This window comes from Chloracidobacterium thermophilum B (assembly GCF_000226295.1).
Lineage (GTDB): Bacteria > Acidobacteriota > Blastocatellia > Chloracidobacteriales > Chloracidobacteriaceae > Chloracidobacterium > Chloracidobacterium thermophilum.
This window is the reverse complement of record NC_016024.1, coordinates 561,945-583,129: the sequence shown is the minus strand read 5'-3', so window position 1 is coordinate 583,129 and position 21,185 is coordinate 561,945. Positions and strand designations below refer to the sequence as shown.

Annotated in this window: 22 protein-coding genes; 11 read left to right on the top strand and 11 right to left on the bottom strand. The window is 59.7% G+C overall.

The genetic code is table 11. The features are described 5' to 3' along the window. Positions 1-2 precede the first annotated feature (2 nt). Positions 3-692: an endonuclease III gene (gene nth / locus CABTHER_RS02470; protein ID WP_049787509.1), complete on the bottom strand. Its 690-nt coding sequence runs from the start codon at positions 690-692 to the stop codon at positions 3-5. 121 nt (positions 693-813) lie between these two features. On the opposite strand from nth, the gene CABTHER_RS02465 reads away from it, so the two are divergent. The 4 genes from CABTHER_RS02465 (at position 814) to CABTHER_RS16930 (ending at position 3,844) form a co-directional block, all read left to right on the top strand. Continuing rightward, positions 814-1,386, top strand: coding sequence for a DJ-1 family glyoxalase III (locus tag CABTHER_RS02465; protein WP_014098996.1), 573 nt, complete (start codon positions 814-816; stop codon positions 1,384-1,386). Positions 1,387-1,421: 35 nt separating this feature from the next. Then, on the top strand, positions 1,422-2,228 hold the full coding sequence (locus CABTHER_RS02460) for a hypothetical protein (RefSeq protein ID WP_014098995.1): 807 nt from the start codon (positions 1,422-1,424) through the stop codon (positions 2,226-2,228). 252 nt (positions 2,229-2,480) lie between these two features. Beyond that, a complete protein-coding gene (locus CABTHER_RS02455; protein WP_014098994.1) occupies positions 2,481-3,323 on the top strand; it encodes an RDD family protein in 843 nt (280 codons plus the stop codon). Positions 3,324-3,325: 2 nt separating this feature from the next. Beyond that, complete coding sequence (locus CABTHER_RS16930; RefSeq protein ID WP_148263906.1) at positions 3,326-3,844, top strand: hypothetical protein; 519 nt, start codon at positions 3,326-3,328, stop codon at positions 3,842-3,844. 139 nt (positions 3,845-3,983) lie between these two features. Here the strand turns inward: CABTHER_RS16930 and CABTHER_RS02450 are convergent, their stop codons facing one another. Further along, the gene (locus CABTHER_RS02450) at positions 3,984-4,250 is read right to left on the bottom strand and encodes a hypothetical protein (protein ID WP_148263905.1); all 267 of its coding nucleotides are present in this window, start codon (positions 4,248-4,250) and stop codon (positions 3,984-3,986) included. Positions 4,251-4,394: 144 nt separating this feature from the next. Then, complete coding sequence (locus CABTHER_RS02445) at positions 4,395-5,243, bottom strand: sterol desaturase family protein (protein WP_014098992.1); 849 nt, start codon at positions 5,241-5,243, stop codon at positions 4,395-4,397. 205 nt (positions 5,244-5,448) lie between these two features. On the opposite strand from CABTHER_RS02445, the gene CABTHER_RS02440 reads away from it, so the two are divergent. Then, positions 5,449-6,333: a LolA-like protein gene (locus CABTHER_RS02440; protein WP_049787450.1), complete on the top strand. Its 885-nt coding sequence runs from the start codon at positions 5,449-5,451 to the stop codon at positions 6,331-6,333. A gap of 102 nt (positions 6,334-6,435) precedes the next feature. On the opposite strand, the gene CABTHER_RS02435 is transcribed toward CABTHER_RS02440, so the two are convergent. Beyond that, on the bottom strand, positions 6,436-7,035 hold the full coding sequence (locus CABTHER_RS02435) for a superoxide dismutase (RefSeq protein ID WP_014098990.1): 600 nt from the start codon (positions 7,033-7,035) through the stop codon (positions 6,436-6,438). Positions 7,036-7,196: 161 nt separating this feature from the next. Continuing rightward, on the bottom strand, positions 7,197-7,805 hold the full coding sequence (locus CABTHER_RS02430; protein WP_014098989.1) for a hypothetical protein: 609 nt from the start codon (positions 7,803-7,805) through the stop codon (positions 7,197-7,199). Between CABTHER_RS02430 and CABTHER_RS02425 the strand changes: the two genes are divergently transcribed. Both CABTHER_RS02425 and cmk read left to right on the top strand, forming a co-directional pair. Continuing rightward, positions 7,804-8,481, top strand: a complete 678-nt coding sequence (locus tag CABTHER_RS02425; RefSeq protein WP_014098988.1) for a CoA pyrophosphatase — start codon at positions 7,804-7,806, stop codon at positions 8,479-8,481. The genes CABTHER_RS02430 and CABTHER_RS02425 overlap by 2 nt on opposite strands. A gap of 62 nt (positions 8,482-8,543) precedes the next feature. Further along, positions 8,544-9,317, top strand: coding sequence for a (d)CMP kinase (gene cmk, locus CABTHER_RS02420; RefSeq protein WP_014098987.1), 774 nt, complete (start codon positions 8,544-8,546; stop codon positions 9,315-9,317). Positions 9,318-9,343: 26 nt separating this feature from the next. Here the strand turns inward: cmk and CABTHER_RS02415 are convergent, their stop codons facing one another. The 4 genes from CABTHER_RS02415 to CABTHER_RS02400 form a co-directional block, all read right to left on the bottom strand. Then, a complete protein-coding gene (locus CABTHER_RS02415) occupies positions 9,344-10,207 on the bottom strand; it encodes a DUF445 domain-containing protein (RefSeq protein ID WP_014098986.1) in 864 nt (287 codons plus the stop codon). 100 nt (positions 10,208-10,307) lie between these two features. Then, positions 10,308-10,637 (bottom strand): DUF962 domain-containing protein, encoded by a 330-nt coding sequence (locus tag CABTHER_RS02410; RefSeq protein WP_041569042.1) that lies wholly within the window; start codon positions 10,635-10,637, stop codon positions 10,308-10,310. A gap of 155 nt (positions 10,638-10,792) precedes the next feature. Beyond that, complete coding sequence (locus CABTHER_RS02405; protein ID WP_014098984.1) at positions 10,793-12,037, bottom strand: type IV pilus twitching motility protein PilT; 1,245 nt, start codon at positions 12,035-12,037, stop codon at positions 10,793-10,795. A gap of 158 nt (positions 12,038-12,195) precedes the next feature. Continuing rightward, complete coding sequence (locus CABTHER_RS02400; RefSeq protein WP_014098983.1) at positions 12,196-13,008, bottom strand: ABC transporter permease; 813 nt, start codon at positions 13,006-13,008, stop codon at positions 12,196-12,198. 28 nt (positions 13,009-13,036) lie between these two features. Here CABTHER_RS02400 and CABTHER_RS17665 point away from each other — a divergent pair, with 28 nt between their 5' ends. Further along, a complete protein-coding gene (locus CABTHER_RS17665; protein ID WP_257721565.1) occupies positions 13,037-13,165 on the top strand; it encodes a hypothetical protein in 129 nt (42 codons plus the stop codon). Further along, entirely contained in the window at positions 13,162-14,835 is a 1,674-nt protein-coding gene (locus CABTHER_RS02395) for a ribonuclease J (protein WP_014098981.1), read from the top strand. Before CABTHER_RS17665 ends, CABTHER_RS02395 begins: the two co-directional genes overlap by 4 nt. Before the next feature lie 19 nt (positions 14,836-14,854). Here the strand turns inward: CABTHER_RS02395 and CABTHER_RS17345 are convergent, their stop codons facing one another. Together CABTHER_RS17345 and CABTHER_RS16430 are read right to left on the bottom strand one after the other, a co-directional pair. After that, positions 14,855-16,003, bottom strand: a complete 1,149-nt coding sequence (locus tag CABTHER_RS17345) for an RNA-guided endonuclease InsQ/TnpB family protein (protein WP_148263904.1) — start codon at positions 16,001-16,003, stop codon at positions 14,855-14,857. Continuing rightward, entirely contained in the window at positions 15,942-16,535 is a 594-nt protein-coding gene (locus CABTHER_RS16430; RefSeq protein WP_081464648.1) for an IS607 family transposase, read from the bottom strand. The genes CABTHER_RS17345 and CABTHER_RS16430 overlap by 62 nt, the downstream gene beginning before the upstream one ends. Positions 16,536-16,661: 126 nt before the next feature. Here CABTHER_RS16430 and priA point away from each other — a divergent pair, with 126 nt between their 5' ends. Together priA and mutL are read left to right on the top strand one after the other, a co-directional pair. Further along, positions 16,662-19,169: a primosomal protein N' gene (gene priA, locus CABTHER_RS02385; protein ID WP_014098979.1), complete on the top strand. Its 2,508-nt coding sequence runs from the start codon at positions 16,662-16,664 to the stop codon at positions 19,167-19,169. A 45-nt stretch (positions 19,170-19,214) separates the two neighbouring features. Further along, complete coding sequence (gene mutL / locus CABTHER_RS02380) at positions 19,215-21,185, top strand: DNA mismatch repair endonuclease MutL (protein ID WP_014098978.1); 1,971 nt, start codon at positions 19,215-19,217, stop codon at positions 21,183-21,185.

Genomic DNA, 21,185 nt, shown 5'->3' with positions numbered 1-21,185 from the left:
GTTCAGACCTGTCCGGCTGAGGGACAAAGATCGGCCAGGATACAGGACTGACACTGCGGATTCCGCGCGCGGCAGACGGCGCGCCCGTGAAAAATGAACCAGTGCGGCAGCATGACGTAGTGCTGTCGCGGCACGATGGCCATCAGATCGCGCTCAATTTTTTCGGGCGTCGGCGCGGCGGAAAACCCCAGGCGCCTTGCCAGCCGGGTGACATGCGTATCCACCACCACGCCCGGCGCTTGCCCGAAGGCATTGCCCAAAACGACGTTGGCCGTTTTGCGGGCCACACCGGGCAGCGTCAGCAGGTCTTCCATGGTACGCGGCACTTCCCCGCCGAAGCGCTCGACAAGCCGCTGCCCCATGCCCTGCAACGCCTTGGCTTTGTTACGGTAAAAGCCGGTTGAGCGAATGTCTTCCTGCAGGGTTTCCAGGTCGGCCCGGGCATAGTCCGCCGCCGTACGGTATTTCTGGAACAGTTCCCTGGTGACGAGGTTGACCCGCTCATCCGTACACTGGGCGGAAAGAATCGTGGCGACAAGCAGTTCCAGCGGCGTGCGGTAGTTGAGCGAGCAACGGGCATCGGGATAAGCGCGGCGCAAACGCCGGATGACCGTCTGCATCCGGCGGCGCTGGGCTGCCAGGTCGTCATTGACCGAGTTGGCGGATATGGGTTTTGGCTTTGATGGTTGCATACGGTGCAGCACTTCACTGAAAACGGCTTGACGATGGGCTGGCTTTGCAGCCAGCATAACGCTCTCCAACAACGCTTGAGAAATCATTCACGACCTAAACTCACGCCCAAGCTCGCAGCGTATGCCGAAAGTTCTGGTTCCCCTCGCGGTAGGCTTTGAGGAAATGGAAGCGGTCATCGTCGTGGATGTCCTGCGCCGGGCCGGGATCACCGTGGTGACGGCTTCCCTGACTGACCATCCGACCGTCACCGGCTCGCATGACATCCCCCTGGTGGCCGAGACGACCCTGGACGCCGTGGTGGAAGACCACTTCGACGCTGTCGTTCTCCCCGGCGGGCTGCCGGGCGCGACCAACCTGCGGGATGATGCGCGGGTGGCGCGGCTCGTCCAGCGTACGGCGGAGCAGGATGGCTGGGTTGCGGCCATTTGTGCCGCGCCGCTGGCGTTGGCTTCCTTCGGCGTTCTGCGCGGCAAGCGCTTCACGTCGCATCCCAGCGTACGCGAACCGTTGCAGGCAGCCGGCGGCGAGTATGTTGAGCAGCGGGTCGTAGTGGACGGCCGGACGGTGACGAGTCGCAGTCCCGGCACGGCCTTTGAGTTTGCCCTTGAACTGGTGGCGCACCTGGTGGATGAAGCCACGGCGCAGCGGCTTTCCCAAGCGATGCTTGTGTCGCCGTCCACATCTGGAGTTTGATTCCGGCGTCTGCGTTTTTCCGTCTCAAATCGGTTATGCGTGACTTGCCTAAACGTCTGGCCGTTGGTGCTTTGCTTGGCAGCCTCGCGCTTGCTGCCGGAGTATCGGTCTGGCTCGTGTCGCGGTCGCACACAAGGTTTCCACAGGCACCACACCTGACACCTGACACCGTTGCCGCCAAGGAAGCCGTCACTGACCCGCTGCTCAGTGAACTCTTGGCGGACGACTACGCGGATGCGGAAGAGCTGGAATACTACGACCGGGCGGCGGTTCGGCAGGCGCTTCTGGCGGAACAGCAGCGCGCCACCGGCAAGCGGGCGGTAGCCGTTGCCTATCTGCTGGCAGCGCTGGAGGAAAACTACGCTCACAATCGCGGAATTGTGTTGCAGGCGTTTGAGGCGCGGCTGGCCGATCCGACCGAAGATGACGACGCGATCGAGTATGTCATTTCGCTCTGCCGTCGCGGCGACACAACCCTGCGGCAGCCCCTGCTGGGGGCGGCGCAGCGGTGCGTCGGAGAATCGGCGGAACTGCTGGGGACGTTCTACGCCGATCTTATCACTTCCGACCTTGACGGCTTCCTGGACTGCCTCAGCCATTTTCCTTCCGAAGACCAGCGGCGCATCGCCGACCTGATGGCAGCGAGCCTGTCGGTGGCTTCAGAGGAACAGGTTTCGGATGACCAGCTCGATGCGCTGTACGACAGCCTCGTGCACCACACCACCCAAGGCAAACCTCAGCACCGGGCAGCCGCCCGCCAGTGCCTTGAAGCCCTTGACCGCGAGTTGTCCGACAGCGACACCACCGCGCCTGCCGCCATGCTCGCGCGCCAGCGGACGTAAGGTGTTTTTTTACCTTCTGTGCTACAGTCCTGCCTCCATCGTTGTGGAAAGAACTGCTGGGCATCCCTCGCAGGGACGTTTCATGCTGTAGCCTTCATGGGCAACCCTGCACACTTGGTCGCCCAACGCCACTTCTCCCCCCTTTCATAATCACCACAAGCGGATTTCACATTCCGGTAATACGGCCTCCGTATCGCCTGTCAAGAAATCAAATGCGGTGACTGTGGGATACACTCAGGCGGAGGGGAAAATATGAGCAAGTGGCTGGTCAAAATTCAGGGATACGAATATGAAACGAACATTGACGAGCTGAAGCAGTGGGTTATTGAAGGTAGGGTCTTACCGGAAGACATGATTTTCCGGCAGGGATTGGGCTGGAGGATAGCAAAGGAAGTGCCGGCCCTTCGGGAAGCTTTCGAGGAACAAAGAAAAAGGCCTCCATCACAAAAGGAAACATCGTCCCCTCCATCTCTCTATCAACCAGTTACCTATCAAAGCTTTCAAGCAGAGCAATACACACTCCCTACTCTTAGCCAAAGATTCCGTGGTTTCTTGTTAGATCAACTTTCTTATGGATTGTTCGCTTTTCCAGGTTTCCTACTACTCTACGTACAGGCAGGCACAGCAAAGTTACAAGGCCTTACTTTAGAAGAAGCCATAACATCATCTCCTTATATTCTCATGGCTATTGGCTTTCTTATTAGCCTCGGACTGAATGTTTACTCAACATGTACTTACGGTAGAACGCCCGGCAAGTTTTTAGCAGGAACAGTTGTCCTTGATAAAGAGAGTAAAACTTTCCTCAGTTATGAAAAATCTGTAATTCGTGAATTGTTGAGGGTGTCTATTTTCGTTGCGCTTTTCGCCAGCGGGGGCCGCCTTTTTTGGCACGTCCTCGTCCTTCAGGCAATACTTGGCGGCTGGTTGGTTTTTAGCCCAGAACGCAGACAGTTGTATGATTTGCTCCTTGGAGTAAATGTTTATGACATCTCGGAAAAAGCTGAAAAATCACAGGAAGCAGAAGAAGCTCCGTTAGGTCGCCTGCAGACAGCTTTGAGACTTATACAGTTAGCTTGGAGACTTTGGAGGGACTAGTCATGTACTTCAGGAAACCCGAAGACCAAGATAAACAGAAATTCTGGAAGATATATTTTATCACTCTTGCCTCTTTCTTTGTGATAGGTATCATTCCTTCGATACCTCTAATATCGAGATATGGTTTTCCTAAGAAGGTAAAATTGGCTTCTGGTGAAGAAATAGCACTATTTTCCGAGGGAGAGACGGAAGTCTCACTTCCTGGAAGAGCAAAAATGAGATTTTCACATTCAGGAGAGCAATCTAGAACAGTAACAATTCCTTCGAGGCAGGCTTGGCTTGTTTGTCGCGACTCGGATACTGAAGTAGAAGCAGAATTTAGTTCTGAGGGAGAAATAACCATAAAAACAACTTGTTCAAGAGAAGATGTAGTCTCTTACTATAAAGAGAAGTTTGAGGAAAACGGTTTCTCCTATCAAGTTGAAGAGTCATCTTCTTTTACAGTAATAGAAGCCAGAAAAAATGAACTTGAATACCAAGTAACAATCCTTCGCGATGAAGTAACAATTGTGATGAAGTAACACTCATCGAAACCCAAATCATAGCTCCACAAGCTGTTAGCTCAAGGCGGAGAACAAACTTGGACACCTTGCCAGTAGCAGCCAGGAAAACTTTGTAAGGCGCTACCGGCAGGTTTCAGAACTGCCGCTTGTAAACCCTTCAGTGCGCTGTCAAGTGGCTGTGCCCGCGATCACCACTCGGCAGGACGTTCATCGAAAAGCGATTGAAGTCTATCGCCCGTTGACGCTCAACCAGATGCTCGCGGCTGTAGGCATCAAAGCCCAGACCGTCGAGATACAGCGCCAGATCGAAGTCCGAGGCCAGATAGAGGGACGGCGGTGTGTCGCCGCAGTGGTACAGAATGAGCAACCGTTCAACCACTTCTACCGGCGAAAAGCGTTTCTGTGGGTCTTGAAAGCAGGCCATCGTCTTGCCACCTCCCAAGGGTGGCATCCCACGCGGGATACCCTCCAGGTTGCGCCGCACCATCAGAGGGGACGAAAACACACCGGCACAGCGTGACAGGCAGCGCCCCGACACCTTGCCCCAACCTGCCCTGGCGATGCAAGTTCAGACCTGTGCGGTCGCCCTTGTCTCCGGCTGCCAGGCCGGCGCTTGGGCTGGATTCATCGCCGGTGCGCCCCAGACGCACTGCCATTTCTCACGCCAGGTCGGGCGGGTCCGCATCGCATCAAGCATTTCTTTCCAGGCGTGAAGATTGGCCCACAGCGGGTTGTAACTGCGCAGGGGCTTGATGATGCCATAGCGCACCGGCTCGGTTTCCTCAGCAAAAGTGCCAAAGAGCCGGTCCCAGATGATGAGAATCCCACCGTAGTTTTTGTCCAGGTAAGGCTCGTTGACGCCGTGGTGAACGCGATGGTGCGTCGGACAGTTGAAAATCCATTCGAGCCAGCCCAAGCGCCCGATGAACTGCGTGTGAATCCAATACTGATACAGCAGATTGATGGCATGCGCCGTCAGCATCATCTCCGGCGGGAAACCGAGCAATGCAATGGGCACGTAGAAAACCCACGCCACCAATCCCCCAAACCAGCTCTGGCGGACGGCCACACTCAGGTTGTAGTGATCGCTCGAATGGTGGACAACGTGCATGTTCCAGAAGAACCGGCTCTCGTGGCTGATCCGGTGAAACCAGTAGTAGAAGAAGTCATCGAGCAGCAGCACCACGGCCCACGACCACCAGGCGGGTTCGATTCTGAGCGGTGAAATGTACCAGCAGAACCAGTAAATTGTGGCGGTGGGGATGAATTTGCCCAGCAGGCTTCCGGTGCCAATCGCAATGTTGGTCAGGCTGTCTTTCCAGGTGACGAAACCCGTTCCCTTGATTTTGTCCCAGACAGCTTCCAGGATGATGGTGAGCAGAAAAAACGGGATAGCCGAAAGAATAAGGTTTTTCATAGCAACTCAGTGGCATCCGCTTTGTGCGGCCTGGATGAAGGCTGTGGTGTCTTGCTCTGCGTGTCAAGCGGCGGTTAAGCATACACGACCCAGCCAAAGTCCAGGAAACGGTCTCTGCCTGCTATGCTTCCAACGGATTCCAGCGCGTCGTCGCTATGGCGTAGCATTGAGTTTTTGATGACAAGGATACTGAAAGGATACCGACATGACACTCCACCATGTTCGTCGGACACTTTCCAAACAGTGTATGGTGTTTCTGGTCATTGCCCTGTTTGGGTGGGGCAGTTTGGGAATTGTTACAGCCCCGGCACAAAGCGGCGGCCGCCCACGCACCGTGACCCAGCCGCCGACCGGTTCAGCGGAGCAGGAGTTCCCGTCCCCCAATGCTGGTCGCAGCACGCCCCCTAACGTGCGTCGGGGCAGCCCCCTTGACATCGCCCAGGTCATCGAACGCTTCACCGAGAACGAATCCCTGCTGCTGCGGGAGTTCGCCAACTACATTTATCGCCAGGAAGTGCGCATGCAAACCATTGGGTTCGATGACCGGCCGACAGGTGAGTTTTACCGGCTTTCTGAGGTTTCCTTCACCGAAAGCGGACAGCGCCGCGAAGAAGTCAAACGCTTTCCGCCTTCGACCCTGCAGGGACTACAGATCACTCCGGCCGATCTGGAAGACTTCGGAACAACGAAGCCTTTTGCAATCACCAGGGAAAACGCCCCGCTTTACAACATCGAGTACGTGACGCGCGAGCGGCTCGACGAACTCGACACCTATGTTTTTGACGTTCGTCCCAAGCGCGTCCCCAAATTCGAGCATGGCGGGAAGCGGTTTTTCGCCGGCCGCGTCTGGGTGGACACCCAGGACCTCATGGTGGTCAAAACGGCCGGGCGGACGCTGCCCGAAGACCGAAACAACAAGTTCCCGCGCTTCGAGAGCTACCGCGAAAACATTGATGGCAGGTTCTGGTTTCCAACCTACGTCTATGCCGATGACACGCTGGAGTTTCCAAACCAGTCCATCCGTATCCGGCTGGAGATTCGTTACACCAACTACCGGCGTTTCCAGACCGATGTGAAAGTGCTCGACTAACCTGCCGCTTTCCAGACACACAGCCGGGAAACCATCAAGGGCTGCCGGGAGAGAGTCTCCCGGCAGCCCTTTGACACGGACGAGGCGAAAGTCTGGCTGGCGTCAGGCCGCCTGAGCCAGATTGGCCGCCGCAAAATCCCAGTTGATCAGGTAATCCAGATACGCCTGGAGGAAATCCGGGCGGCGGTTCTGAAAGTCGAGATAGTAGGCATGTTCCCAGACATCGCAGGTCAGCAGCGCCGTCTGCCCGTGGACGAGCGGCAGGTCGGCGTTAGCGGTTTTGATGATTTTCAGGTCGCCATGGTCAAGGACGAGCCAGGCCCAACCGCTGCCAAACTGCGTCACGCCGGCCTGCTTGAAAGCCTCCTTGAATTGCTCAAGTCCGCCGAAGGCATGATTGATGCGGTCGGCCAGCTCACCCGTCGGTGCGCCGCCGCCGTTTGGCTTCATCGAATTCCAGAAAAAGGTGTGGTTCCAGACTTGGGCAGCGTTGTTGAACAGGGCTGCATTGCCATCGGTATGGGCGGCCTGGATGATTTCTTCCAGTGATTTGTCGGCATGGGGCGTGCCTTCGATGAGTTTGTTCGTGTTGTCCACATAGGCCTTGTGGTGTTTGCCGTGGTGGAACTCGAATGTCGTCGCCGAAATATGCGGTGCAAGGGCATCCTTGGCGTAAGGTAGTTCTGGCAGGTCGAAAGGCATAGATTGCAGGACTCCTGAGTAAAGGTAGTGTGGCCCATTCGCTGAAAGCGTCAACGAATGCAAGCGCAGAGAGCTTTCCTTGGTGCCGCAGACTTTATCGAAGCCACTCGGAAGGTGGCTATCCCTTTCAGCAGGTTCCTGCCGGAAAACTGGTTGCGGTATCAGGGCTGGCCAGTCTCAGCCGGCTCGTCAATGAAGCCCCGGAGGCGGCCCTTGAGCAACTCGATTTCGGCATTGACCTGCACCAGTTCAGCGCGCTTTTCGTTGAAACGGGCCTCCAGACTCGTCAGGCGGGTCTGAAAGGCGGCATCCCGACTGGCCACATCGGCCCGCACGCGCGCCTCGGCCTCTGCCTGGGACACATAAGCCATACGCGACACTTCCGCCGCCAGGTCTTGCAACCGTGCCAGGTTGGCCGCCCGCTCAGCGCGTACCCGGTCATACTCAGACTGAATGGTTTCGATCTGGCCTTCGAGCGTGGTCTGGCGTTTGAGCAGGGTATCCAGCAGGACATTGGCGGCCTGCACCCTGGTTTGCGCCTTGAGCGCCACGACTGCCTTGACCAGGGCCTGGAGTTCTCGCACGATGGGATCGGGCGGCTCGGCGTCCGGGGCACCCGACACCCCGGCCGACGGCTCGGCTGGCATCCGGTCAGGGAGCGTGGTCGTCACTGGAACCGGGGACGGCGGCAGGGCACGGCGACGCGGGGTTTGTCCCTCCGCCGTGGTGAACCAAACGCCAAGCAGCACGAGTACGTATAACATCCGCATGGGTATCCATCTCCAATCAGGTTGGTCCGTCAGCAGCCAGGGTGGGGCTGACTTACAACGTTACACGGTCAGCATCGAGTTTACGCGGCAGGCGGCGCAAGTGCTGCAACCGTGGGATGCCGGCTATCAGCCGACCGGCGGTGATGACGTGCAGGCGGCGGTACTGGTTCCATTGTTTTTCAAGCAGGGTATCCCCCACCTGCTGTTGACCAAGCGGGCCTCCCACCTGCGTCGCCACCGTGGGGAAGTAGCCTTTCCGGGCGGACGGCGCGACCCCCAAGACATCTCCCCCGTGATGACGGCGCTGCGCGAAGCCCAGGAAGAAATCGGTCTGCCGGCAGAGCAGGTGCTGGTGCTTGGTTTGCTCGAAACCTTTGCCACGCATACCGGTTTTCGGATTACTCCAGTGGTGGGCGTCATTCCCTACCCTATGGAGTTCCGCCTTGATGACCGCGAAACCGAAGCCCTCATCGAAGTTCCACTACCTGTCATTGCGCGGACTGAAGCCCGTGAAGTGCGGCAGTTCATCGTCAATCACCGTCTCCGCAATGTGTATTTTTTCCATCATGCCGACCGTGACCCAATCTGGGGCGCCTCCGGCTATATCGTCCAGCAGTTTCTGGATGTCGTCTATCCCCTGGTCATCGCCGATCTGGCCGGAGAAGCCGTGTTCTGAAGGTCACATACTCCAGACCGCCCGCAGCATCTGCGCGGCAGCCCACAGCGGCCCTGACACCTATGAAGGAAGTCACACCGCCCGCTCAACACATCGTCATTGCCATTGATGGTCCGGCCGGCGCCGGCAAAAGCACCATCGGGAAGCTTCTGGCGGCGCAGCTTGGCGCGCTCTACATCGACACGGGTGCCATGTACCGCACTGTCGCTCTCAAGGGCTTCCGGCTGGGAGTGATTCATCCCAGCGACCCACCCGAACCCCTGAACCCCGAACAGGAAGCCCGGTTGTCCGAAATTGCCCGCACCACAGCGATTACACTGGCCGGCGATCCGTTTCACCTGCAGGTTTTTGCTGACAACGAGGATGTCTCCGAGGACATCCGGCTGCCCGTCGTCAGCCGCTATGCCTCAATTGTGTCGGCTATCGCCGGCGTCCGGTCGGCGCTCGTGGCTCAGCAGCGGCGCATGGGCGCTGAAGGGACGGTCGTCATGGACGGACGCGACATCGGCACCCACGTGTTTCCCGATGCCGACGTGAAGTTTTTTCTCGATGCCAGCGTGGAAACACGCACCGAACGCCGCTATGCCGAGCAGCGCGCACGCGGTGTGGACTGCACCCGCGAACAGACCCGCCTGGACGTGCTCGAACGTGACCGCCGGGATTACAACCGGGCCATTGCCCCGCTACGCCGCGCCGACGATGCCATCTGGCTCGATACGTCGTCACTTTCACCGGAAGAAGTGCTCCAGAAGATGCTGGCGTTCATTCAGGAACGGCTGAGCACCCGGCCGACGGCGACTTCCCAAAGCGCAGACGCCTCCACCCCCCCGGAGTAAACCACCCGGCCGTTCCCGCATCGTTCTCAGGATTCCGTCAACAGAAAAAGCCCGGCCTGAAGAATTCCCACACCCAGACCGACCAGCGCCCCGAAGCGGACAATCATGCGCAACTCCCGGCCGGCTGCGCGGTAGATGAGTTCCTCAATCATCTGGTCGGTCAGACGTTCGAGCTGGGTCCGCAACAGGGTCTCAATGTCAAGCCGGCGGCCAAGCGACTGCACAAACTCGGTAATCGGCGTGACATCCGAAGCCATCACGTGCAGGTTGACCGCCTCCGAGGCAAACAGGTGGCTGCCCACAGTGGTGATGGTTTCCACCATGGCGGTCCGTGCCGGCTCGTTCTGACTCAGAAGCACGGCGATGTCTTCGAGCGCCAGGGTGAGGATGCGCTTGAGCATCCCCAGTTCCACAAGCCGGTGGGCAATCAGACGCCCGACCAGACCGTATGTGTGCCCGACTTCCTCAATGACGACATTGGCAAACCCTTCGGTCAGCCGGCGTCCGATACCGGCAGCGTTACGTTCATCGGCCAGCAACGCGACAATGCGCTGCGCCAGATGGCGCAGGAATTCCTCGCTGGAAGTTTGCTCCGCATAGTGCCGGAGGGATGCCGCGCCCACTTCCCCCTCGATTCCCAACGCCATGATTTCATCGGCAATGGTTTCGACCGTCAGCACCCGCTCAGCAATGACATTGGCGAAGCGTTTGAGAAAGGCCTCGCGTTCTGCCGGGATCATGCCCGGCGTGAAGGGAATCCGCCAGCCGAACAGTCGCCACGCCCGGCGGGGACGAAACACCATCCGCACCGCCAGCCACGCCCCAAGAAAGCCATGGCCGGTGGCAATCAGCAGATGCAGCAGCGCCGTTCCCCAGACGGAAGTCAGCATGGCGCACCCGTCGCTTCAGCCGAAGGAAAGGAAGCATCAACAGCGTCCGGCCAGCGCCCCAGCGACTACCGGCCGGCAATAGACTGGCGTGTGACGCGCGTCAGCGCCACAACTGCCCCCGCAGCATCATGCCCACCATTTTGTAATCGCCGAGCAGGGAGTACCACGGGTTGGTCCACGTCGCGGGCCGGTTTCGCTCAAAGACAAAATGGGAAAACCAGGCGAGACCATAAGATACGACCGGAATGGCGAGCAGCCCCCACCACCAGCCGGTCAGGGCACAGGCCAGCAGGATAGGTACCTGCAAAATCGTCCCAATGAAGTGGAACATGCGCGTCATGGGATGGCTGTGCATGGCGAGATAGTGTGGGAAGAACGCCTCGAAGGTGCGAGGCGATGCCTCAGCAGATGCCTTGGAAGCCGCGTCCATGGCGAAATTCCTCCAGCCCGGAAATGGTTCAGGCAGAAACACTAACCGACTGATAACCCATGACGCAACGGGCCGCCGGCGCGGCAGAGGGCCCTGCCAGAAAAAAGCCTTTCTGTCCGGCTGGGGACAAGGACAGGGGGACGTGGCACACGCCATCAGCGTTCAAGCATATCCAGCATTGAGCCGGGACGTACCCCCGGCGCAGGTGAGGGCTTGGCAGACTCACTGGGTATACGGTGGCCGCCAGTGGTCGGCGGCATGACATCCTGCGGCGACGGACGCCCCATGTCGCTCAACTGCAACATGAGGTTGCCCGGATTGGTGGCGTAGGCCAGACCGTCCTCTTTGGTGATGACATTCTGGCGGATGAGCTTTTCGATCACCCCGTCAAAATGCTGCATGCCTTCGATTTCCCCGTCGCGCATGGCATCCACGAGGGTTTTCCCGGCGGTTTCGCCTTTTTCGATGTATTCGCGGGTCCGCATTGTCGAACGCAGGATTTCGATGGCCGCCACCCGCCCCCGCTGGTCGGCGCGTGGGATGAGCCGCTGGGAAATGATGTAGCGAAACGACTGCGCCAGGCGCGTCCGCACAATGTGCTCTTCACTTTTCGGGAAAACGCCGATGATGCGATCCACGGTTTTGGCCGCGTCAATCGTGTGCAGCGTCGAGAGCACCAGGTGCCCTGTCTCAGAGGCTTCCATCGCAATTTCGATGGTTTCGCGGTCACGCATTTCACCGACAAGAATGACCTTGGGCGCCTGCCGCAGGGCAGCCCGCAGCGCCAAGGCAAAATCCGGCGTGTCGCTGTGCAGCTCGCGCTGGTGAATTGTGGAGTTTTTGTGCGGGTGAATGAACTCAATGGGGTCTTCAATGGTGACGATGTGGTAGTACTTCGTCTCGTTGATCAGGTTGATGATGGCCGCCAGTGTGGAGGACTTGCCGCTTCCGGTCGGCCCCGTCACCAGCACGATGCCGTTTTTGAGGTCGGCAATCTGGCGGAGCTGGGGCGGCAACCCCAATTCTTCAAGCGTCGGAATCCGATTCGGAATCACCCGCATGACAATGGCTTCCGTGCCCCGCTGCCTGAAGACATTGACGCGGAAACGCGAGTGCCCCGGCACACTGTAGGACAAATCCACCGAACCGAACTTTTCAAACTTTTCGAGGTTGGCCGGATTGTTGGCGAGCAACACCTGTGCAAAGGCGTGGGTATGCTGCGGCGTGAGTTGCTCCAACCCCTGAATCTTGACCGCACGCAGTTGTCCGACAAGTTCGACCTGCGGCGGACGCCCCGGTGAAAAGATGAGGTCGCTCACCTTGTCGGAGACCGACAACATCATCTGCAAGACCTGATTGAAACTTTGCTGAATGTGTCCCAGTTGGTTTGGCGCAGACATACGGACAAGTTCCTCCCTGAACCCAACGGTGCGACCTCTGCAACAGGCGGTCTGCCGGAAAACAAATGCGGGTTGGCAACAAACTCAGAAGGCAAGCGGTTTGTGGCCCTGATGCTAGGCAATACCGGGAATGGAAGCAACCAGCCGCGCGCCCATGCTCACCGGGGGCGCTGCCTGGGATCGAGCCACTCCCGCAATCCATCTCCCAGCAGGTTGAAGCCGAGTACCGTCAGGGTGATCATGGCGGCTGGAAAAACAGTCAGGTGCCACCCTGAAGCGAAGTGTGTCCGGGCATCACTCAGCATCGCCCCCCAGCTTGGCATCGGCGGCGGAATCCCCAACCCCAGAAAACTCAGACTGGCCTCAGCCAAAATGGCCCCGGCCATCCCCAGGCTCGCCTGCACAATCAACGGCTGCACAGCATTCGGCAGAATGTGCCGGAACAGAATCCGCAGGTCGCTGGCGCCCAGCGCCCGGGCCGCGGTCACGAAGTCGTACTCCCGGACTTTGAGCACCTGCGCCCGGATAAGCCGGGCATACCCTACCCAGCCAATCACACACAGCGCAAAAATGAGGTTCGCCAGGCTGGCGCCGAGAAAGGCCACGGTGGCAATGGCCAGCAGAATGCCCGGAAAGGCCAGAAACACGTTGAACCAGAAACCGGAAATGAAGCGGTCCACCCAGCCCCCGGCGTAGCCGGACAGCAACCCCAGAAGCAGACCAACCGTGGCTGAAATGACCACCACCGTCACCCCAACGGACAGCGAAATTCGCGCCCCATAGACAACCCGCGCCAGGATGTCGCGGCCGTTTTCGTCCAGCCCCATCGGATGTTGCCACGAGGGCGGGTCAAAACTGCGTTCCAGGTCCTGAAACGTCACCCGCTCCAGCGGAATGAAGAACGGTCCGACCAACGCCACCAGCAGCAACCCCACGACAATGACCAAACCGATTTTTCCCGTCAGGTTCATGGGCAACGCCAAAGCGGGAGCAGGCGGGATGGCAGAAACAAAGCTGTCACACATCGCCGCCGACGGCAAACTTCGCTACTATGACTGGGAACTTCTCCCGGTTCACCAACCACCCATTGCCGGCCACCCTCCGGCCGGCGCAAGGCAGGCGGCATGAATGCACACGATACCACACTGGAAATCATCCCCTTGGGCGGACTCGGCGAGTTCGGCATGAACTGCATGGTGCTGCGCTACGGCGCAGACATCATCGTGATTGACGCCGGTTTGATGTTTTCCGAAGTCGGGCACTTTGGTGTGGACTCGATGACCCCGGACTTCACCTTTCTCGAACGTCACCGGGAACAGGTGCGGGCCGTTCTGCTCACCCACAGCCACGAAGACCATATCGGCTCACTGCCGTTCCTGCTCAAAAAGGTCAATGTGCCGGTGTACGGCACGCCCTACACCCTCAGCATCGTCGAGCCGCGCCTTGAAGAACATCACCTGCTGGCCACGACCCAACTGCACCCGGTACGCGCCGGTGAGACCGTCGAGGTCGGTGCGTTTTCCGTCGAATACATCCGGGTTTCCCACTCCACGGTGGATTGCTGCGCGCTGGCCATCACCACGCCGATTGGCACGGTGGTGCACTCCGGGGACTTCAAGTTTGACGCCACGCCTGTCTGCGGCGACGCCATTGATGTCGAACGCCTGCGCGCCGTCGGACGCCGTGGTGTGCTCGCGCTGCTGTCCGACTCAACCAACATCGAGCGTCCAGGGCAGATGCCCTCCGAAAGGGTTGTTATCCCGGCGCTGGAGGAAATTTTCGACCGCGCCACCGGACGCATCTTCGTCAGTTGCTTTGCTTCAAGCATTCACCGCATTCAGATCGTCTTCGACCTCGCCCGGCAGTTCGGACGGCAGGTGGTCGCGGTCGGCCGGGCCATGGAGCGCAACATCGAGATTGCCGAACGCACCGGCTTTCTCGACACGGCCGATCTTCTGGTCAGCGCCAAGGACTTCAAGCACTATGAGCCAGGCGAAACCGTGGTGCTGGCTTCGGGCTGCCAGGGTGAACCGATGGGGGCAATGTGGCGGATTGCCGACCGCAGCCACCGGCAGGCCTGGATGGAAGCCGGCGACACAGTCGTGCTTTCGGCCCGCCAGATTCCGGGCAATGAAAAGGCCATCTCACGGCTCATCAACCGCTGCTACCGCAATGAAGTCCAGGTTATTGATGCCACCCAGGCGCGCATCCACGTGTCGGGACACGGGGCCCAGGAAGACCTGCGCCTGATGCTCGAAGCCGTGCGCCCAAAGTATTTCATTCCCATTCACGGCGAATACCGGCAACTGTACCGGCACAAGCTCTTTGCCTGTCAGACGCTGGGCTACAGCCCCGACCGCGTCCTGCTCGTCGAAAGCGGCGATGTCGTGGTGCTCGACGGCGAAACGGCCCGGCTGGGCGACAAGATTACAATCAACCGGGTGTATATTGACGACACCTGCTCGCTCGAACTTGATGAAACCCTGCTCCGCGACCGGAAGCGTCTGGCCTACGAAGGCGTCGTCATTGCCGGCGTCGCCGTGGAGGAATCCAGCGGGATGCTGCTCGGGCCGCCGGAAATCACCACACGCGGTTATCTGGGCGTGGATGGCGACGAGGAAGAAATTGCCGAACTGCGCGATGTGGTGCTGGCTGCCGTCGAAGCCCTGCCTCCAGCCGAGCGCATCAACGGCGGCAAGGAACACTTCCAGGAACACCTGCGCCTGGCGCTCAAACGCCATATCATGCGCGTCACAGGACAAAAACCGACCATTGTCCCACTGGTTGTCGTCGTGTAGGCGCCCTTGCCTGATACATTTACGCTGAACACTGCTGAACATTACTGCTCAACGGTGAAGCGATAGCATCCTGTCCATTTCTGAACAGAATGGCGGTATCCCGCAAAGCTCTGAGCATAACACCCAGAGCACCTTGCCAATCTCGTGGTAGCCTATGGTTGCACTTGGGGCATCTAAACACCTTTGCACCACCTAACTTAGTGTGGATGTGCCCGCACTTGGTACAGGTTTTGCTGGTGTACGCTTCCGATACTTCCACGACAACCACGTTTTTCTTTTTGGCTTGAAACTTCAGGAACTGTTTGAACCGATAGTGCGCCCAAGTGAGCATCGCCCTCGCCGTCTTGCTACCAAACTTCCTCCCTGCCTTGGCAACCATCCTGGCTGACTCGAAAGTGGGGAGAAATATCAATCGGTAGTTATCCGTTAGGAACGCCGCTACCTTGCGATGGCACTCGTCCACCAAGTCCCTGATTTTCTCTCGCAGACGAAACGCCGCTTGCCGCATTCGCCTACGCTTAAGTCTCGGTACTTTGCTCAGCCTGGATTGCAGAGCGTCCAGGTGGTAGCACAGCCGAGCGATCCTACCAAAGTCCCCTTTGGCAATATCTACAAAACCTGTCCCATCAAACCCTGTAAAGAAACTTCTTACTCCAGGGTCAAGCGCAATCCCCCCCTTTGCTAACGAACACTGCTCGTTCACGGGCTCAGGAAAGATGGCATACCATCTGTCTTTCACCCGCATTAGCTCAGTTCCGCGTGTCCATTCTCCGGGTATCTCCTCGGACGCACGAAACGTCAAGCCTCGGGTGATTTTCGGATACCACGTCCCATTGCGAAAGTTGCCGGCGTTGAATTGCAGTGTATGCGACCTGTCCCGCACACTACGAAACCTCGCGTCTTTGCTCCGGCGAAACGCCAACCACGCCTCGACGACCGCGTTCTGCTTGATATGGCAGGGGGTGTCCTTCACCCACTGGGGCAGGTCGGAGCGCAGAATGATGTCCCGCAGCTTTCTGGCTGTTTTTGGGGCACCATACTGACGCTGATAGGCAATCCCTTGGTTGTAGCAGTACCGGCACGCCGCTTGCCACTGCTTCCAAACTTTAGCCAGCGCTGGTTCTGGATAAATCCGTATCTTTCTCGATTGCAGTCCGATACTTCCCAAGTCCGTAGAGCCGACTACTGAAGCAGTGCAGGATGGTGAGGATATCCTCAACCAGTTCCTGTTGGGGAGAAAGGTGATCGTCATCGAGAACCAAGACTTCGCACCCGTATTGATGGCAGTACCACTCAACGAACTCAAATCCAAACCGGCAGAGTCGATCCCGGTGAGCGACCACAATTGTTCCGACATCTCCTGCACGGACTCGTTCCAATAAGGCAAGGAACTTTGGTCTTTTGAAGTTGAGACCGCCGCCAACCTCTCCGACCACTTCGGCTCCAGGATAGAGGTTAACCAGTCTTGCAATTTGTCTCTCCAAGTCTGGTTTCTGTCCTCGACTGCTGACTCGGGCGTACAAAACGACTCGTTTGACTTTTCTTGGCGTTTTGATGTAGCTGTCGAGGTCATACCTTCTCGCCCTACCAGATGGTGTACGTGTTGCATTGATCCAACCTTTCTGTTCCCACCGCCTCAAAGTGTGGAGACACACCCCAAAATAATCCGCCGCTTCTCTCGGTTTTACATACCTAGTCATGCCAAGCAACTATGCTGAGCATATTATACATTATTTTCAGCATAGTTCAGCGTATCATTGACTAGAATCACACTCCCAGACTGTTCCCCGCCGCGCCCCTGAGCTGCCGGGGAGTGCCTGCGTGTCATGCCGGAAACGTTCCCTGCTCCCCCTGAACTCTACGCCGAAGTGGCAGTACCGGCGGCCGTGACCCAAACCTACACCTACCGCATCCCGGCGGCGTACCACGCCATGGCCGGGCCGGGCTGCCGGGTTGTCGTTCCCTTTGGACGCCAGACCCTGATCGGGTATGTCGTCGCCATCCACGAGCAACTCCCGGCGGCGCTGGCGGCCAAACCGGCGGGGCAGCCCTCCGCCGTCAAGGACATTGCCGACTGGATTGACGAAACACCGGTCATCAACGATGAGATTCTGAAGCTCACCCAGTGGGTCGCCGACTACTACTACGCGCCGTGGGGCGAGACCCTCAAGGTGGCCCTGCCGCCCGGTCTCGATGTCCGCCTCGAAGACTGGATTGAACTCACCGAAGACGGACGCCGGGCCGTGCAGGCCGGTTCCGTTTCGCCCCGCACCCGGAATGGACGCCTGCTGGCGTGGCTGGTGGAAGTCGGTGGGGCGGTTCGGCTCGATGATCTGCCTCCTGACCGCTTTGGGAAAAACCCACGGCAGGTTGCGCGTGAACTGGAACACCTGGGACTGGTCAGCCTCACAACCCGCACCGGCGAAGCGACGGTCCGACTCAAACGGCGGCTGGTCGTGCGACGGATAGAACGCCCTGCCGACCAACCGGAACGCCCACTGTCGCCGGCACAGGCGCGCGTTCTGGCGTACCTAGACGAAACGCCGACGGCGCTGGTGTCCGAGCTGGTCGCTGAGGCCGAGGTCAGCCCGGCGGTACTCCGTCAGATGGCCAAAAAAGGGCTGGTCGAAATCGTCCCGGAGACCATTCGGCGCAACCCGCTGGCCCATCTGGCGCCCCTGCCGGCGGAACCGGCCCCCGAACTCACGCCGGAACAGCGCCAGGCCTGCGAGGCGGTTCTGGCCGCCCACGACAGCGGACGCTTCCGCACCTTTCTGCTCCACGGCGTCACGGGTTCCGGCAAAACGGAAGTCTATCTGGCCGCCATCAGCGCCGTCCTGCAACGTGGCGGCTCGGCACTGATGCTCGTGCCGGAAATTGGGCTGACCCCACTGCTGGCGCGCCGGCTCATCCAGCGTTTCGGCTCGCTGGTGGCGCTGCTCCATTCCTCGCTGTCGCCGGGCGAACGGGTGGACGAGTGGGAGCGCATCCGGTCAGGCGACGCCCGGGTGGTCATCGGCACCCGCTCGGCCGTCTTTGCCCCACTGGTCAACCTGCGCCTCATCGTCGTGGACGAAGAACACGACACGTCCTACAAGCAGTCCGAGAGCGTGCCGCACTACCACGGACGCGACATCGCCATCCTGCGCGCCAGCCGGCTCAACTGTCCGGTCATTCTGGGCAGCGCCACGCCGGCCATCGAGACGTTCCAGCATACCGTGGTCGGGAAGTACACCCGGCTGGAACTGCCGCAGCGCATCGGCAACCGGAGCCTGCCGGAAGTGACCCTGGTGGACATGCGGGAAGTCTTCAAGCGCCACCGGGAGCCGCGCTTCATCTCGGATGAACTCCAGACAGCTATTGCCGAAACCTGTAGCCAGGGCGAACAGGTCATGGTGCTGCTGAACCGGCGCGGTTTCGCCAGTTGCTGGCTGTGCCGGGCGTGTGGCTTTGTCATGGGGTGTCCTTACTGCTCGGTCACACTGACCTACCACCGCACCGACCATTACCTGGCCTGCCACTACTGTGGCTACACGACGCCACCGCCCGGCCGCTGCCCGGAGTGCCAGGGCGAAGGCATTGCTTACGTCGGCGAAGGAACGGAGCAGCTCGAAGCCCGCCTGCGCGAGCTGTTTCCCACGCTTGCCATTGCGCGCCTTGACCGCGATACGACGCGGCGACGCGGCGCTTTTGAGCGTATCTTCAACGACTTCGCCTCCGGCAGCCTCAACATTCTCGTTGGGACACAGATGATTGCCAAAGGGCATGATTTTCCCAATGTCACGCTGGTCGGCGTCGTCTCGGTGGACGCCGGACTGATGATGCCAGACTTCCGCGCCCCGGAACGCACCTTTCAACTCATCGCCCAGGTTGCCGGCCGCGCCGGCCGCGGCGACCGCCCCGGCCGGGTCATCGTGCAAACCTACCGCCCCGAACATTACGCCCTGGCAACCGGCTGTCAGCAGGACTACCGGGCGTTTTTTGAACAGGAACTCATCCAGCGCCAGGCGGCGTACTACCCGCCCTTCTGTGTCCTGGCTACGGTCATCATCCGTCACGAACGGGAACTCGAAGGTCAGGCGCTGGGAGAAAAAGTGGCCGAACTGCTGCGCGCAGCCATTCCGCAGGCGGCTTCAGCGGATGCTCCGCTGCGCGTTCTGGGGCCGGCCCCGGCACCCCTCGCCCGGCTGCGCGGCGAGTACCGGTTTCAAATCCTGCTCAAAGGCCGCCAGCGCATGCAGATACGTCACGCGCTGGGGCACATGCTGCCGGCGCTGACCGATACGGAGCGCCGCCACGTCTTCATCGAAATTGACCCGATTGACCTGATGTGAAGCCGGACGCCGGCGCTCACCTCACCCCACAGGCAGCCAGAGCCTATGTCCAAGATTCGCATTCTGCCGGATGTCGTCGCCAACCGGATTGCCGCCGGGGAAGTCGTCGAGCGTCCGGCTTCAATTGTCAAGGAGTGCCTCGAAAATGCCCTTGATGCCCAGGCCCACCAGATTGACCTTGCCGTTGAACGTGGCGGCAAGGAGAGCATTCGGATTCGGGACGACGGCGAAGGGATGACGCAGGACGACGCCATCCTGGCCTTTGAACGTCACGCCACGAGCAAAATCCGCACGGCCGAAGAACTCATGGCGATTCAAACCTTCGGTTTCCGGGGTGAAGCCCTGGCGGCCATCGGCTCGGTGGCGCGCGTCACGCTCACGACAAAACTGCACGGCGCAACCTCCGGCACGGAAGTCTGTCTCGAAGGCGGGAAGCTGCGGCACGTCCGCGAAGTCGCTGCACCCGGCGGCACGGAAATCCTTGTGCGCGACCTGTTTTTCAACCTCCCGGCCCGGCGCAAGTTTCTCAAAACCGAAGCGACGGAAGCCTTCCACATCACGAATCTCGTCACCCACTATGCGCTGGCGCATCCGCAGTGCGGCTTCACCCTGCAACACAACGGACGGCAGGTGCTGGCCGTGACGGCCACAACCGATCTGCGCGCCCGCGCCTACCAGCTTTTCGGCGCGAACATGCTCGACAGTCTGGCGCCTGTCGAATTCGCCCAAGGCGGGATTGCCGTCGGGGGTTTTGTCTCGCGTCCCCACGTCCAGCGGACGAGCCGGGACGGACAGTACCTTTTCGTCAACCGCCGTTTCGTACGGGACAAGCTCATCGGTCGGGCGCTGTCGGATGCCTACCGTAACATCCTGCCGCCGGGTGTGTTTCCGGCCGCAATGCTGTTTGTGGAAGTGCCGCCCGACATGGTGGATGTCAACGTCCATCCCCAAAAGACCGAAGTGCGCTTCCGCACACCGCAACATGTGCTGGAGAGCATCGTCACGGCCGTACAGCAGGCGCTTGGACGGTCGCCCCAGTTCGCGCCTTTCCCCACGACGGCGGCGACGCCTCCGGCGCACCCGCCCATCTCCCCTGCCGCCACCTCACCCTCCACGGAGACACGCAGGCCGTCGGCGCCAGCGGTTCAGGCGGCGCTTCAGGCCTTGGCGCCACCGCCACCTGTGACCGTTCCGGCAAGTCCGGGCCGGAATGAGCGCCAACCGCCGCCCTTTTTCACGGCGACACCCCATCCCGACGCAGGTTCCGGTTCCGCAACGCCTTCCGCAGCCACACTGCCGACGCCGGAGCCACTGGATGAAGCCACCGCCCGCCTGCACAGCATTCTGGGCGGCCGTCCCCGGACGCGCTGCGCTGGCACAGTCCGGCAGGCGCACCCGACCCGGCCCACGGCTGAACTGCATCCACCGGACGGACGGCGGACGGATGTGCGCATCCTGGGACAGATTCACGACAGTTACATTGTGGCGGCCGACGCCGATGGACTGCTGCTTATTGACCAGCACGTAGCCCACGAGCGGATTTTGTTCGAGCAGCGGGTACGCGCCCTGCTGGCACGCGACGTACTGGTGCAAATGCTGCTGACGCCACTGGTTGTGGATTTGTCACCGGCCCAGGCGACGGTGTTTGACGCGCTGGAAAGTGAGCTGGAAGCTGCCGGATTTCGGACCACCCGCCTGGCCGGGCGCACGGTGGCGGTGCAGGGCGTACCGGCCGACCTGAGTGCAGAGGACGCCAAAACCCTGCTGACCGAGTTGCTGGACGCTCTGGTGTCCGAGCAGCAGACCGTTTCCCGCGAGCATTTCCTGCGCGAACTGGCAGCCAGTCTGGCCTGCCGGGCGGCCATCAAGGTCAACATGAACCTGACGCCGGAAAAGATGACATGGCTTGTGGATGAACTGTTCCAGTGCGAGCAGCCGACCAACTGCCCGCATGGTCGGCCGATCATTCTGCGGTTTGACATGTCACTGATTGAACGTGGCTTCAAGCGGTCGTAA

Coding starts and splice junctions, on each gene's coding strand:
- CABTHER_RS02395 (WP_014098981.1), top strand. CDS start 13,162: ATGAATGCACACGATACCACACTGGAAATCATCCCCTTGGGCGGACTC.
- cmk (WP_014098987.1), top strand. CDS start 8,544: ATGAAGGAAGTCACACCGCCCGCTCAACACATCGTCATTGCCATTGAT.
- CABTHER_RS02430 (WP_014098989.1), bottom strand. CDS start 7,805: ATGCGGATGTTATACGTACTCGTGCTGCTTGGCGTTTGGTTCACCACG.
- CABTHER_RS17665 (WP_257721565.1), top strand. CDS start 13,037: ATGGCAGAAACAAAGCTGTCACACATCGCCGCCGACGGCAAACTTCGC.
- CABTHER_RS02445 (WP_014098992.1), bottom strand. CDS start 5,243: ATGAAAAACCTTATTCTTTCGGCTATCCCGTTTTTTCTGCTCACCATC.
- CABTHER_RS02440 (WP_049787450.1), top strand. CDS start 5,449: ATGACACTCCACCATGTTCGTCGGACACTTTCCAAACAGTGTATGGTG.
- CABTHER_RS02450 (WP_148263905.1), bottom strand. CDS start 4,250: ATGGCCTGCTTTCAAGACCCACAGAAACGCTTTTCGCCGGTAGAAGTG.
- CABTHER_RS16930 (WP_148263906.1), top strand. CDS start 3,326: ATGTACTTCAGGAAACCCGAAGACCAAGATAAACAGAAATTCTGGAAG.
- priA (WP_014098979.1), top strand. CDS start 16,662: ATGCCGGAAACGTTCCCTGCTCCCCCTGAACTCTACGCCGAAGTGGCA.
- mutL (WP_014098978.1), top strand. CDS start 19,215: ATGTCCAAGATTCGCATTCTGCCGGATGTCGTCGCCAACCGGATTGCC.
- CABTHER_RS02405 (WP_014098984.1), bottom strand. CDS start 12,037: ATGTCTGCGCCAAACCAACTGGGACACATTCAGCAAAGTTTCAATCAG.
- CABTHER_RS16430 (WP_081464648.1), bottom strand. CDS start 16,535: ATGACTAGGTATGTAAAACCGAGAGAAGCGGCGGATTATTTTGGGGTG.
- CABTHER_RS02460 (WP_014098995.1), top strand. CDS start 1,422: ATGCGTGACTTGCCTAAACGTCTGGCCGTTGGTGCTTTGCTTGGCAGC.
- CABTHER_RS02400 (WP_014098983.1), bottom strand. CDS start 13,008: ATGAACCTGACGGGAAAAATCGGTTTGGTCATTGTCGTGGGGTTGCTG.
- CABTHER_RS02435 (WP_014098990.1), bottom strand. CDS start 7,035: ATGCCTTTCGACCTGCCAGAACTACCTTACGCCAAGGATGCCCTTGCA.
- CABTHER_RS02425 (WP_014098988.1), top strand. CDS start 7,804: ATGGGTATCCATCTCCAATCAGGTTGGTCCGTCAGCAGCCAGGGTGGG.
- nth (WP_049787509.1), bottom strand. CDS start 692: ATGCAACCATCAAAGCCAAAACCCATATCCGCCAACTCGGTCAATGAC.
- CABTHER_RS02410 (WP_041569042.1), bottom strand. CDS start 10,637: ATGGACGCGGCTTCCAAGGCATCTGCTGAGGCATCGCCTCGCACCTTC.
- CABTHER_RS02415 (WP_014098986.1), bottom strand. CDS start 10,207: ATGCTGACTTCCGTCTGGGGAACGGCGCTGCTGCATCTGCTGATTGCC.
- CABTHER_RS02455 (WP_014098994.1), top strand. CDS start 2,481: ATGAGCAAGTGGCTGGTCAAAATTCAGGGATACGAATATGAAACGAAC.
- CABTHER_RS02465 (WP_014098996.1), top strand. CDS start 814: ATGCCGAAAGTTCTGGTTCCCCTCGCGGTAGGCTTTGAGGAAATGGAA.